The organism is Vallitaleaceae bacterium 9-2 (genome assembly GCA_038396585.1).
Lineage (GTDB): Bacteria > Bacillota > Clostridia > Lachnospirales > Vallitaleaceae > UBA1351.
Window position 1 is genome coordinate 1,975,749 of sequence record CP121691.1, and the last position, 13,795, is coordinate 1,989,543.

The 13,795-nt window shown below is 36.3% G+C and carries 11 protein-coding genes; 1 reads left to right on the top strand and 10 read right to left on the bottom strand.

What is annotated here, in order from left to right; genetic code table 11:
• Positions 1–5: 5 nt before the first annotated feature.
• The 4 genes from grpE to lepA form a co-directional block, all read right to left on the bottom strand.
• Positions 6–608, bottom strand: a complete 603-nt coding sequence (gene grpE, locus QBE53_09435; protein ID WZL80028.1) for a nucleotide exchange factor GrpE — start codon at positions 606–608, stop codon at positions 6–8.
• An 18-nt stretch (positions 609–626) separates the two neighbouring features.
• Entirely contained in the window at positions 627–1,658 is a 1,032-nt protein-coding gene (gene hrcA, locus QBE53_09440) for a heat-inducible transcriptional repressor HrcA (GenBank protein WZL80029.1), read from the bottom strand.
• Between the two features lie 117 nt (positions 1,659–1,775).
• Positions 1,776–2,906 carry a radical SAM family heme chaperone HemW gene (gene hemW, locus QBE53_09445; protein WZL80030.1) on the bottom strand — a complete coding sequence of 377 codons (1,131 nt, stop codon included), beginning with the start codon at positions 2,904–2,906 and terminating at the stop codon, positions 1,776–1,778.
• Positions 2,907–2,916: 10 nt separating this feature from the next.
• On the bottom strand, positions 2,917–4,719 hold the full coding sequence (gene lepA / locus QBE53_09450) for a translation elongation factor 4 (protein ID WZL80031.1): 1,803 nt from the start codon (positions 4,717–4,719) through the stop codon (positions 2,917–2,919).
• A 164-nt stretch (positions 4,720–4,883) separates the two neighbouring features.
• Between lepA and serS the strand changes: the two genes are divergently transcribed.
• Positions 4,884–6,164 (top strand): serine--tRNA ligase, encoded by a 1,281-nt coding sequence (gene serS / locus QBE53_09455; protein ID WZL80032.1) that lies wholly within the window; start codon positions 4,884–4,886, stop codon positions 6,162–6,164.
• A gap of 75 nt (positions 6,165–6,239) precedes the next feature.
• Here serS and QBE53_09460 read toward each other — a convergent pair whose 3' ends face one another.
• The 6 genes from QBE53_09460 to ppdK all read right to left on the bottom strand — a co-directional run bounded on the left by QBE53_09460 (position 6,240) and on the right by ppdK (position 13,674).
• Positions 6,240–6,692 (bottom strand): ferritin family protein, encoded by a 453-nt coding sequence (locus QBE53_09460; GenBank protein WZL80033.1) that lies wholly within the window; start codon positions 6,690–6,692, stop codon positions 6,240–6,242.
• 7 nt (positions 6,693–6,699) lie between these two features.
• Entirely contained in the window at positions 6,700–7,413 is a 714-nt protein-coding gene (locus QBE53_09465) for a lysophospholipid acyltransferase family protein (protein ID WZL80034.1), read from the bottom strand.
• A 64-nt stretch (positions 7,414–7,477) separates the two neighbouring features.
• Positions 7,478–9,493 (bottom strand): ferrous iron transport protein B, encoded by a 2,016-nt coding sequence (feoB, locus tag QBE53_09470; protein ID WZL80035.1) that lies wholly within the window; start codon positions 9,491–9,493, stop codon positions 7,478–7,480.
• Positions 9,493–9,747 carry a FeoA family protein gene (locus QBE53_09475; GenBank protein ID WZL80036.1) on the bottom strand — a complete coding sequence of 85 codons (255 nt, stop codon included), beginning with the start codon at positions 9,745–9,747 and terminating at the stop codon, positions 9,493–9,495. Before QBE53_09475 ends, feoB begins: the two co-directional genes overlap by 1 nt.
• 26 nt (positions 9,748–9,773) lie before the next feature.
• Entirely contained in the window at positions 9,774–10,955 is a 1,182-nt protein-coding gene (locus tag QBE53_09480) for a DUF445 family protein (protein ID WZL80037.1), read from the bottom strand.
• Between the two features lie 97 nt (positions 10,956–11,052).
• Positions 11,053–13,674: a pyruvate, phosphate dikinase gene (gene ppdK / locus QBE53_09485; GenBank protein WZL80038.1), complete on the bottom strand. Its 2,622-nt coding sequence runs from the start codon at positions 13,672–13,674 to the stop codon at positions 11,053–11,055.
• Between the last annotated feature and the right edge of the window lie 121 nt (positions 13,675–13,795).

The window sequence follows — 13,795 nt, forward strand, 5'->3', positions numbered from 1 at the left end:
TTTTCTTAGTTTACGACTTTTACCATACTATATCTTAAAACAGTCTCTTTATACATATACCCTTTTTGGAAAACTTCTGCCACCAAATTATCATCATATGCATCGTTTTCCTCATGCGTCACTGCATGATGTAAATTCGGATCAAACTCTTGATGTAATGCATCGATTTCTTTGACACCAAGCTCAGTCATTGTATCCATCAACTGTTTGTAAATCATTTCAATACCTTTAGTAATACCTAAATCTTTTTCTTCTTCACTAATATGTTCTAACGCTCTTTCAAAGTTATCAATAACAGGAAGCAGATTTTCTAACACTTCTTTAGCTCCACTATCATACATTGCAGCTTTTTCTTTGATTGTACGCTTTCTAAAGTTATCAAATTCTGCTATTGTACGTTGATACTTATCTGCGTTTTCTTTTGCTTGTTTTTCCGCCTCGATAAGCGCCTGTTTTACAAGCTCTGCCTCTGCCACAGTATCTGTTGCATCACTTTCTGACTCAGGCATTTCATCAATCACTTCTGCTTCCACTTCAACTTCGTCTTTTTGGATTTCTTCATTATCGACTTGTGTCGTTTCATCATGTAATTCTTCGTTTTTCTTCATAAGGATACTCTTCTCTTTCTATAACTTATTTAATAAATCATCGACATTTTTGATTAAACATCTCAAATTCTGAACCGTTCGATCATAATCCATACGCTTAGGGCCAATAATGCCTATAGCACCGACCTTCTCACCGCCAATATGATAGGAAGTGGTAATCAAGCTACATTCTTTAAGTCCATCTAATTCGTTTTCTTCACCGATAACAATTTTAACATGCCCATCATCACTTTCAATGGTCGTGTTAATGATATCTTTGAGCACATCTTTTGTTTCAAGGGTTTTTAGCAACGTAGAGGCTTTACTTATATCGTTAAATTCAGGATACTGTAAAATATTCATCGTCCCATATGTATAAATATCTGAATCATCCACTTCACGTATTGTTTTAAAAACAACATCAATGACTTTTCCAATAACTTCTTCCCCGTCTTCAACCGGGTCTTTAATCTTGTGAATAATGTCAAGCCCAATGTCTTCTAATGTCAAACCAATAAGATGTTGATTCAAAGTTAATGTTAATTGATTTAAAAGCTCTTGATTGACTTCATGTTCAAGGTGAATCATATAATCTTTGATTGCATTACCATCCGTTACGATTACAGCTAAAACTGCACGTTTTTCAACTTCTACAAGTTGAATATTTTTAATTTTACTCTTTTTGTAGGACGGAGAACTTACTATACTTGTATAATGTGTTTCTTTGGCGAGATATTCACCAATTGTTTTTAGCATATCTTCAATTCGAGAAGCACTCTTTTTTAATTCTTCTAGATAGACAAGCTTTGTAAATTCTGCTTTTTGCAGCTGTAGCATCATATCCACATAAAATCGATAGCCTTTATCTGAAGGAATGCGCCCTGAAGACGTATGAGGCTGCATGATGAACCCAAGCTCTTCTAAATCCGACATTTCGTTTCGAATGGTTGCCGGGCTGATTCCTAAATCATAATGTCTCGACAGCGTTCGTGAGCCTACCGGTTCGGCAGTTTCAAAATAATCGTGAATAATTGCTTTAAGAATTTGTAACTTCCGCTCATTTAATTCCACAGTCTCACCACCTTCCAATTTGTTAGCACTCACTCATAAGGAGTGCTAACCATGTATCTATAATATTATCTTCATTGATATTTGTCAACCCTTTTTATGTCAAAAAATATTAAAACCTTATAAAAATTCTTGAAACACGTAGTTGCTGACATCAATTCCTTTATCTGTTAGTTTCAGATACCCCTCGTCAACCATCAATAAACCTTCATTTAGCATTTTGACATAAGCTTCTTTCCACTCCTTATGAAAAGGATCATCAAAGGTTTTGTTAAAGGACTCTAGATGAATGCCTCTATCTAATCGTAGTTCTAAAAAGATTTGCTCTTCCATTCGCCTTTTCTTTGAAGCCGTGTCTGTAAGTTCACGGATGGTATCGATATGACTCGAATGTTTAATGTAATTATCCATATCCGAAGTATTGCTATAACGTGCACCATGAATGTATGATGCAGCTCCAAGACCTATCCCAATATAGTTTTTATCCGTCCAATAAGAGAGATTATGTTGACATTCATAGCCATCTTTTGCAAAGTTAGATATCTCATATCGATGATAGCCATATTCTTTTAAAATCTCTTTTGTGCGATGATACATTCTGCGTTCATCTTCTTCAGAAGGTAGTATTAATTGATTGCGTGTATATAAGTCATCGAATGCTGTGTTTTCTTCAATAATTAAACTATAGGTTGAAAGATGTTCCGGCGAAAGCTTTGCTACAGTATGAAGAGTTTTTTCCCATGATGCATTGGTCTGGTTTGGAAGCCCAAACATTAAGTCGATGTTAATGTTTGTAATATTGGCTTGACGCAAACGATGATAGGTTTTTAAAAAATCGTCATAATTATGAATGCGTCCCAACATTTTTAATTCTTCTGCATCTATGGATTGTAAACCAATACTTACCCGATTAATGGGTGTCTTTTCTATCCATTTTGCAAAAGCTTGTGTAACGGTTCCTGGGTTAACTTCGATACTGACTTCTGCATCACTTTGCACCGTAAGATATTGATGGATTGTCTCAAATATCTGATTCAACTGGGCTAGTGTTAAAACCGATGGTGTTCCACCTCCAATAAAAATCGTTTGAATCGGCGCCTTTAGACGTACAGAATAAGCCTGTATTTCATAACACAGGCTTTCTACATAGTTCTGTTTTGTTTTTATGTCGGTTGGAAACGAGAGAAAATCACAATAGGCACATTTTTGTGCACAAAATGGAATGTGAATATATAAACTATAGGGATTCATAACGTTCTCCTTACTCGTCAAGCTTAAGGATACTCATAAATGCCTTTTGAGGCACTTCGACACTTCCTACTTGGCGCATACGTTTTTTACCTTCTTTTTGCTTTTCCAGTAGTTTTCGCTTACGACTGATATCCCCACCATAACATTTTGCAAGGACATCTTTACGCATTGCACGTACTGTCTCACGTGCAATAACTTTGTTCCCGATAGATGCTTGAATCGGGATTTCAAACATATGTCTTGGAATTTCATTTTTTAACTTTTCTACAATTTTACGACCACGTTCGTAGGCTTTTTCCCGGTGGACGATAAAACTTAGAGCATCCACAATTTCTTTATTGATCAGCACATCTAAACGTACAAGATCAGATTCAACATAGCCAATTAATTGATAGTCAAAAGATGCATAACCTTTAGTTCTTGATTTTAATGCATCAAAAAAATCATAAATAATCTCATTAAGTGGGAGTTCATAAGTTAAAAGCGCTCGCGATTCTTCGATATAGTCCATATGAATATATGTACCACGACGGTCTTGACACAAATCCATAATTGTTCCTACATATTCTTTTGGAACCATAATCTCTGCTTTTACCATGGGCTCTTCCATATATTGAATCTCAGAAGGTTCTGGTAGGTCAATGGGATTAGCCAAAGCTATTTCTTCACCATTGGTTTTTTTCACTTTATAAATTACACTTGGTGCTGTTGTAACAATATCAAGGTTATATTCTCGTTCAATACGCTCTTGAATAATTTCAAGATGCAACAGTCCAAGAAAACCACATCGAAAACCAAATCCTAAGGCGACTGAGGTCTCTGCTTCATATTGTAGCGCTGCATCATTAAGCTTTAATTTATCGAGCGCATCACGTAGGTCTTGATACTTTGACCCATCTGCCGGATAAATACCACAATATACCATAGGGTTAACTTTTTTATATCCTGCAAGCGCTTTTTCAGTCTCACGTCCGACTTCTGTAATCGTATCCCCGACTTGGGTATCCGACACATTTTTGATGCTGGCTGTAATATAGCCAACGAATCCAGCCTCTAAGGCATCTGTAGGAATAAAACTTCCCGGCGCAAAATAGCCTACTTCAATGACTTCAAATTCTTTTTTAGTCGCCATCATTTTAATTCTTGACCCTTTTCGAATCGTCCCTTCCATGATACGACAAAATACAATAACCCCTTTATATGGATCATATACTGAATCAAAAATCAAAGCCTTGAGGGGAGCTTTTGAATCCCCTATCGGCGCTGGAATCTTATGTACAATTGCTTCAAGTACATCTTCAACATTCAATCCTTCTTTTGCTGAGATTTTTGGTGCATCTTGAGCCTCAAGTCCGATAATGTCTTCCACTTCTTCAATAACACGCTGAGGATCCGCACTTGGCAAATCAATTTTATTAATAACAGGCATAATTTCTAAATCGTTTTCTAATGCCAAATATACATTTGCCATTGTCTGGGCTTCTATTCCTTGTGCTGCATCAACAACTAAAACGGCTCCTTCGCAAGCAGCTAATGCACGGGAAACTTCATAATTAAAGTCAACATGCCCCGGAGTATCAATCAGATTAAAGACATATTCTTCCCCATCCTTTGCTGTATAAACGAGACGAACAGCTTGTGCTTTAATCGTAATGCCGCGCTCACGTTCTAATTCCATGGTATCTAAAACTTGTTCACTCATTTCACGTTCCGTTAATAATCCGGTCATTTGTATGATACGGTCTGCCAATGTTGATTTTCCATGATCAATATGAGCGATGATACTAAAATTTCTTATATTTTCTTGTTTCATAACGCATTTCCTTCCGAACAAGCTCTTGTGCATGCACAATAAACGCTTGAAAATTATATACTATCCAGTTGCTAATTATAACATAGCAAAACTATAGAATCAACTTGACTTTTCATTACCTATCCAATAAACTAAAAGAAATGTAAATTGAAAGGATGAACAACATGTTAGATATGAATCTCATCCGCAATAATCAAGATATGGTTGTTGCCGGACTAAAAAAAAGGGAATACAGCGTTGACTTCTCAGATTTTAATGCGTGGGACGAAAAACGTAAGTCGATTATTCAAGAAGTCGAAGCATTAAAAGCTGAACGCAATAAAGTTTCAAAAGAAATTCCCGCACTCAAAAAAGCAGGTGAAGACGTAGCTCCTATCATTGAGAAGATGTCTTCTTTAAAAGATGAAATTGCATCACTTGACGAATCCCTTCGTGATGTTGATGAAAAAATAAAAGATTTTGTTGTTAGTCTTCCAAACTTACCTGCAGATGATGTTACACCAGGTGGTAAAGAAAACAATGCTGTTATTCATACATGGGGTGAAAAACCAGCACATGATTTTGAAGTAAAAAATCATGTTGAACTTGCTGAAAGCCTCGGAATTATTGATTATGAGCGGGGAGCAAAACTTGCCGGAAATGGTTTTTGGATCTATAAAGATAAAGGAGCCCTTCTTGAATGGGCATTGCTAAACTACTTTATAAGCGCCCACCTAAAAGACGGCTATACGTTTATGCTTCCTCCACACATTTTATCTTATGAATCAGGATATACTGCCGGTCAATTCCCAAAATTTGAAGATGATGTGTTTAAGCTTGAACAAGAAAAAGGCTATATGCAGTTCTTACTTCCAACAGCTGAGACGGCACTCATTAATTACCACCGTAACGAAACGTTAACTGAAGATGAACTCCCCAAAAAATATTTTGCTTATACACCCTGTTATCGAAAAGAAGCTGGTTCCTATCGAGCAGAAGAACGTGGTATGATTCGTGGTCATCAATTTAATAAAGTAGAGATGTTCCAATACACCACTCCCGAACAATCTGATGCCGCTTTAGAAGAGCTTATCAAAAAAGCTGAAGCGTTGGTTCAAGGATTAGGTCTTCATTATCAACTGTCCAAACTCGCTGCAGGCGATTGTAGTGCTTCAATGCGTAAAACCTATGATATTGAGGTTTGGATTGAAAGTATGCAAGTATACAAAGAAGTAAGTTCCGCATCCAATGCCGGTGACTATCAAGCCCGTCGCGGAAATATGAAGTATCGTATGGTTAGTGAAAAGAAAGCTGCATTTATGCATACTTTAAACGCATCTGGACTTGCAACTTCACGTATTCTTCCTGCTTTACTTGAACAACATCAACAAGCGGACGGTTCTGTTTTGATCCCTGAAGCATTACGACCATTTACAGGTTTTGATAAAATTGAGCCTATAAAATAAGACGTACTTATATAAAAGCTAAAAGCGCTGTTAATATTAACAGCGCTTTGTTTATTCTAGAAAATATATAACTCGTTAAATAAGTGCTTCTAAACGTTCTAAGTGTTTTTCTTCTTCTTTGATAATACGATTAAGAACTTCTTTAACTTTATCATTCGCAAACTCCAATAAGTTTACATAATAATTAATAGTCACACGCTCTGTCTCCGCACCAATTTTTAGTGCGTCGCGTACAGAGTCAATTGGAGCTTGACTTCGATTAAAGCCTTCATTTTTTGCATAGCTTGCAAAAAACTCTTGCACTTGATCTGAAAATAAATAGTCCTCTTGTGATGCATCTACATTTAGTTCATTATACATGCTTTTAAATACCTTTGCATGTTCTTTTTCATCCTCAGCCATACCTAATAAAATTTCTTTAAGTTCTAAATCAGCCATTGTCGCGTATTTTTCATAAAACTTTACGCCTTCTTCTTCCATACTAATTGCAAGTTGTAGCACTTCTGCTCCTGTAAATTTTGGTTGCATATTATCATCACCTTTCCAATGCTTTTTTTATTATTGCATGAACATGATTATGTAGATTGTTCACGTCTTCACGGCTTAATGCAGTCACATCAATCGGTTCATGAAAAATAACAGACAACTCTGTCTTTCGCACACGTTTATGTTCTTCATAAACTTTGTACGTATTTTTCAATGTCACAGGTACAATCGGAACCCCCGCTTTTACTGCCAGTTTTAATGATCCGGGTTTAAATGCATTCATTTGTCCCAGGTCACTTCGGGTTCCTTCTGGGAAAATAACTAGACTCTTCCCATCTTTTAGCATATCAATACCTTCCAAAATTACTTTTAACGATTGACGCATGTTTTTACGGTCCATGAAAAGGCATCCCATCTTTTTCATCCACCATGATAACATCGGTACTTTTTCAAGTTCAACCTTTGCTATAAATGCAGCAAAATGCGGAAGATGAACCATTAAAACCGGTATATCAAAGTAGCTTTGATGATTAACCACAAAAAGCACAGGTTTATCTGGCACAAGCTCGGCATTTTCAACTTGAACACGATTACCTGTAGCAAAAATAATTGACCTAGCCCACAGCGTCGTTAATTTATCAACGAGTCGATGTTGTGCTTTTAAAAGCCCAAGTCCTCCAAAAATCCAATAAGGTATTGCGCCAATCATACTTATAAGTAAGCTAATTCCAAAATAAATAAAGAAAAAGATCGTTTTAATCATTAGTTTTCTCCTTAACATGGTGTGTAAACTATTGTAGCCCAAAAAGTTAATAATTTCAACATAATTAGAAATGTTTTAATATTTGATAGAAAACTAAACTCACAACGTATGCCACGACAAGTTGATATCCTAATGAAAACCACATCCACTTCCATGACTTGGTTTCACTTTTTATAACGCCAAGGGTAGCGACACATGGTGTATATAAAAGGGAGAAAACCATAAATGCATAGGCGCTTGCCGCTGTAAACCCAATTTGATTTAAGGCAGCATACAGTCCCGATTCACCTACGCCATAAATAACACTCATACTACTAACAACAATCTCTTTTCCCAACACTCCGGCAATTAATGCTAACGCTGCCTGCCAGTCTCCAAATCCAAGCGGAGTAAATATCGGTGCAATTACACGCCCAATATCCGCCCCCAAACTATTTGTCATATCTACCTTACCTGATAAATTAAACTCAAGAACAACCCATAAAACTACTGATGCAATAAAAATAATTGTACCCGCGCGTTCTAAATACTCTCGTATTTTTTCCCATACAAAGATTCCCGTTGTTTTAAGTGCCGGTCGTTTATAACTTGGTAATTCAAGAATTAATCCGGGGTTTTGGCTTTCACCCATAACTTTTCTAAAGAACAACGCCATTATAACGGCGATAACGATTCCAAGCAAATATAAGGAAAAAGCAATAAGTATTTCATTTCCTGGGAAGAAAGCTCTGGAAAACAATACATAAATTGGGAACCTAGCGCTACATGACATAAATGGTGTGATCAAAATCGTAATTAACCGGTCTTTTTCACTATTTAAGCTTCGCGTTGTCATGATAGCAGGAACTGTACACCCAAATCCTAAGATTAGGGGAATTACCGCCTTTCCGTTTAGCCCTATTCGGCTCATGCTTTTATCCATAATTAGGGCCACACGGGCCATATAACCTGTATCTTCCAGTAAGCTCATTGCTATAAATAAGGCAGCAATATTTGGTAGGAAAATCAATATTCCACCCACACCGCCAATAATTCCATCAATGATTAGAGAAATAAGCCACTGTCGCACCTGAAATTTTGTCAAAGAACTATACACAAAGGCACTAAAAGAAGCCATTGCACCTTCAAATATATCTGCAAAATAATTTCCAATAGTAAAAGTAAACGTAAATACTAAAAACATCATCAGAAGAAAAATCGGAATTCCCAACATTGGATGGGTTACAATTGCATCAATTTTATCCGATAATATCTCTCTTGGTTTATTCTCTTTATTTATTAGAACACATTTGATAAACTGCTCTATAAATTGATACTTACGCTTACCAATTTCTTCTTCATAAGTTTCTTGATGTCCCGGTAGATGTTCTTCAAGAAAGTGGCGCTGTTGGTCAATAGGCAATTGTTCAATGGACTCATCACGTAGCTTGCTTAAAATCTCACGATCATTTTCTAGAACTTTTATACTCAACCAACGCAGCAAATAATCATCTACAGGTTTTTTCAGATGTATTTTTGATGCGATTTCTTTGATTTTATCTTCAATCTCTTGTCCATAGTCAATTCTTATAGGGACATATGTATCTTTTGTCTTGGAAGAACGAATCACTTGATGTAAAAGTTTTGTCATACCCTGCTTTGATACTGCAACAATAGGAACAACAGGAACGTTTAGCCTTCTCGATAGTTCTTGTATATCGACACTTATGCCACGTTCCTCCAGAATATCAATCATATTTAAAGCAATAATGACCGGATGCCCCAACTCAATCAATTGCAAGGTCAAATATAAATTACGTTCTAGGTTTGAAGCATCAATAATATTGATAATAACATCTGGATTAAAGTTCAAGATATATTCACGGGTTAAAATCTCCTCCAGGGAATATGGTGAGATACTGTAAATACCTGGTAAGTCAACAAGCGTTATGTTTTTTCCGTCATGTTTAATCAAGCCTTCTTTTTTTTCAACGGTTACACCTGGCCAATTCCCTACTTTATGCTTTGCACCTGTATACGCATTAAAGAGTGTTGTTTTCCCGCAATTTGGATTTCCGACTAAAGCCACCTTAATATGCATTAGTGTTTCCTCTCTTTCATAAGGTTTTCTTTAGTCACTTCATTAACATCAATTTGACGAAGTATATTCTCACTTAATGCGACTCTTGAGCCTCGGACACGTAACACATAGGCGTGCCCACCTAATTGTGACATGATTTTTATTTTTACACCTTGTGTGATCCCCATATTCTGTAAATGTTTTTTTGTTTTTGGATCTACTTCTATATAATTCACTTCGTATGTGTGACTTTTTTTTCCGTCATATAGTTTCATTACCAAACCTCGTATTCATATTATGTCTATACCAGCAGTGTCAAGAGTCCCATAATAAAGCCCAACAACGCCCCAAACCATGTTATGGCTTTTAACTCTTTATCGACAATAGTAAATATTAGACGTTCAACTTCTGCAACGCTAAAATGATTGATTTCATTTTCTACAATACGTGTTATATTAAATTGTTGAATAAACACAGGCAAATGTGTTTGTGCAAAATTTTTGTATAACCCGCAAATAGCTTTTGCAAAACTCTGCTTCATATCTTCCGATAATTGAATTTCGATTTTTGATAGTGTTATCAAATAGTTTTGAATTTGCTTTTGGATAACTTCACTGTTAAGTACATCGACGAGTTCATGCTCAACAAAATCAACCAGCTGTTCCGTTAAATGTATATAGTCTTTTGAACTAACCATAGACGAAATTTCTTTCTCTAAAAATCCATCTATTTTTTCACAGATAAACGTTCCCATTTGCTCTTGGTTTTCTTCAACTGCAAGGTAAGCTTGCAAATAGTCTATAAGCATTGTATATAAACTTTCCGGTTGGACAAACATCGCCGCCAATCCGCCAAGTTTTTCAGACAGTATCTGATCAATAACTTGAATTATTTGTATTTTTGCATTCTCTTCTTGAAGCAGAGCAACGATATAGTTTGCAATGTCCTCTTTATGCAATAAAATCTGTTCTTTGATTTTTGCCGATATATTTTCGCCTATAATCTCATTGATTTTTTTTGAATATGGTACCTTTCGCGCAATCATCGCAAACAATTGATTTTTTAGTTCCTGATTATTCGCCAATTGTTTTATTAATTGTTCTTGTACAATCCGCGCTATTTTTTCATAAAAAGCATCTCGCGCATCATCCTCTGAATAAATATGTTGTACAAATTCTTCGATGCATAAGGGCTTTGCAAGTAAATTCTGAACAATGTATGTTTCCAACTGTTCAATAACCTGATCATTGGTCAGCTCTTTTAGAATCACTTCTTCCGTCAATAGATTGTTTCCTACCGCAGAACCTAAGCTCTTAGCGATGCGTTTTTGCTCCCGCGGTATAACTCCAGGTGTGAATGGAAGCTTTAGCTTTCCAATATAAATCGGTTTATGTGGCTTAAATAGCATTTTAATCGCTAGCCAATTCGTTGTATATCCAATAATACTTCCCGCAATCGGTGTAATAATTGTTGTTATGTCCATAAATGATAACCCCTTTCATATACAGAATAGATTGTATCACAAAATGAAAAAAAGGTACATACCATTTTCATGGTATGTACCTTAATATTAGATTAAATTATCTGTTCAAAATTGCTGCATGTGCTGCTGCAAGACGTGCAATCGGCACACGGTATGGTGAACAAGACACGTAGTTTAATCCAACTTTATGACAGAAGTCAATTGTTGATGGATCTCCACCATGCTCTCCACAAATACCTAACTTAATGTTTGGACGAGTTTTACGTCCTTTTTCAACAGCCATTTCTACAAGTTGACCAACACCAGTTTGGTCTAAACGAGCAAATGGGTCAAATTCAAAAATACCTTTTTTATAGTAATCTTCTAAGAAGCTACCTGCATCATCACGAGAGAATCCAAATGTCATTTGAGTTAAGTCATTTGTACCAAATGAGAAGAATTCTGCTTGCTCAGCAATTGCATCTGCTGTAAGTGCAGCTCTTGGAATTTCAATCATTGTACCAATATGGTATTCAAGTTCAATACCTGATTGAGCAATAACTTCTTTAACAATGTTTTCAACAACGTCTTTAACATATGCTAATTCTTTAACTTCTCCAGCTAAAGGAATCATGATTTCTGGGATAACATTGAATCCTTTTTCTTTTTTAACTTCAACAGCTGCTTCGATAATTGCACGTGCTTGCATTTCTGCAATCTCTGGATAAGTTACGGCCAAACGGCAACCACGGTGTCCAAGCATTGGGTTGAACTCATGTAAGCTGTCAACAGTTTCTTTTAATTCTTCAAATGTAAGTCCCATATCTTTTGCTAAATCAGCAATGTCATCATCTTCATGAGGTAAGAACTCATGTAGTGGTGGGTCAAGAAGACGAACCGTCATTGGACGATCTTCTAAAGCTTCATACATTCCTTTAAAGTCAGCTTTTTGGAAAGGAATAAGTTGCTCAAGAGCCGCTTTTCTTTCTTCAACTGATTTTGATACGATCATCTTACGGATCTTAGGAATACGATCTTCTTCAAAGAACATATGCTCTGTACGGCAAAGGCCTACACCTTCAGCTCCAAATTCAATCGCTTGAATAACATCTTTTGGACTATCCGCATTTGTACGAACTTTTAATGTACGTACTTTATCTGCCCATGCCATAAATGTTTGGAAGTCTCCACTGATTTCAGGATCAACTGTTTTTACATCTTCAAGGTAGATATTACCTGTTGAACCATCAAGTGAAATATAGTCTCCTTCTTTTATTGTTTGACCAGCAAGTGTAAAGGATTTTTCATCAGCAGCAATTTTAACATCACCACAACCAGATACACAACACGTACCCATACCACGAGCAACAACCGCTGCGTGAGAAGTCATACCTCCACGTACAGTTAAGATACCACGTGATGCATCCATACCTTCAATATCTTCTGGTGATGTCTCTAAACGCACAAGAATAACACGCTCACCACGTTTTTTCGCAGCAACAGCTGTCTCAGCATCAAAGTATACACGACCTGCAGCAGCTCCTGGAGATGCTGGTAATCCTTTACCATATACTTTTGCATCTGCTAATGCTTTTGCATCAAACATTGGGTGAAGTAATTGGTCTAATTGTTTAGGCTCAACTTTTAATAAAGCTTCTTCTTCTGTAACTTTTCCTTCTTTTACAAGATCAACGGCAATACGAAGCGCTGCTTGAGCAGTTCTCTTACCATTACGTGTTTGTAAGAAGTAAAGTTTTTTGTTTTCTATTGTAAATTCCATATCTTGCATGTCTTTGTAATGATCTTCAAGACGGTTTGCAATATCTAAGAATTCTTTGTATACTTCCGGCATATCGTTTTCAAGACGCTCGATGTGCTCTGGAGTACGAATACCTGCAACAACGTCTTCACCTTGTGCATTTAATAAGTACTCACCATAAATTCCTGGTTCCCCTGTTGATGGGTTACGTGTAAAGGCAACACCAGTTCCTGATGTTTCTCCCATATTACCATAAACCATAGTTTGAACGTTAACTGCAGTACCCCATTTACCTGAGATATCATTCATTCTTCTGTAAATTACCGCACGTTCGTTATTCCATGAACCAAATACAGCTTTAATTGAGTCTAACAATTGTGCTTTTGGTTCTTGAGGGAAATCTGTTCCTTCATGTTTTTTATAAAGTGCTTTGAACGCTTCAACAACTTCTTTTAAGTCATCTGCTGATAATTCTAAGTCACTTTCAAATCCTTTTGCTTCTTTAATTTCATCGAGTACACGCTCGAATTGAGACTTTGGCAATCCTTTTACAACGTCAGAGAACATTTGGATAAAACGTCTGTATGAGTCATATGCAAATCTTGGGTTTTCTGTTGCTTTAGCAAACCCTTCTACAACTTTATCATTAAGTCCTAGGTTAAGAACTGTATCCATCATTCCTGGCATAGATACACGTGCACCAGAACGTACAGATACTAATAATGGTGAAGAATTGTCTCCGAATTTCTTTTCATTGATTTTTTCAAGTTCTGCAATAGCGTCATCAATTTGTGCTAATACATCATCAGATAGCATTTCACCATCATCATAGTATTTAATACAAGCTTCCGTTGTCACAGTAAAACCTTGTGGAATTGGAAGACCTAACTTGGTCATCTCAGAAAGGTTTGCACCTTTTCCTCCAAGTAGGTTTTTCATTGATTTGTCGCCTTCACTGAACATATAAACAAATTTGCTCATTAAAGTTTCCTCCTAAAAAGATTGTGATTTGTAATTAGTATTACATTTATAGTAATAAGCTCGCCTATTATTATAACACAAACAAATATTTATGAAAGTGTTTTTTTTGACAAACTTATTA

Excerpts from the sequence above, each read along its gene's own strand:
- grpE (WZL80028.1), bottom strand. The coding sequence starts at position 608 with ATGAAGAAAAACGAAGAATTACATGATGAAACGACACAAGTCGATAAT.
- hemW (WZL80030.1), bottom strand. The coding sequence starts at position 2,906 with ATGAATCCCTATAGTTTATATATTCACATTCCATTTTGTGCACAAAAA.
- lepA (WZL80031.1), bottom strand. The coding sequence starts at position 4,719 with ATGAAACAAGAAAATATAAGAAATTTTAGTATCATCGCTCATATTGAT.
- serS (WZL80032.1), top strand. The coding sequence starts at position 4,884 with ATGTTAGATATGAATCTCATCCGCAATAATCAAGATATGGTTGTTGCC.
- QBE53_09460 (WZL80033.1), bottom strand. The coding sequence starts at position 6,692 with ATGCAACCAAAATTTACAGGAGCAGAAGTGCTACAACTTGCAATTAGT.
- QBE53_09465 (WZL80034.1), bottom strand. The coding sequence starts at position 7,413 with ATGATTAAAACGATCTTTTTCTTTATTTATTTTGGAATTAGCTTACTT.
- feoB (WZL80035.1), bottom strand. The coding sequence starts at position 9,493 with ATGCATATTAAGGTGGCTTTAGTCGGAAATCCAAATTGCGGGAAAACA.
- QBE53_09475 (WZL80036.1), bottom strand. The coding sequence starts at position 9,747 with ATGAAACTATATGACGGAAAAAAAAGTCACACATACGAAGTGAATTAT.
- QBE53_09480 (WZL80037.1), bottom strand. The coding sequence starts at position 10,955 with ATGGACATAACAACAATTATTACACCGATTGCGGGAAGTATTATTGGA.
- ppdK (WZL80038.1), bottom strand. The coding sequence starts at position 13,674 with ATGAGCAAATTTGTTTATATGTTCAGTGAAGGCGACAAATCAATGAAA.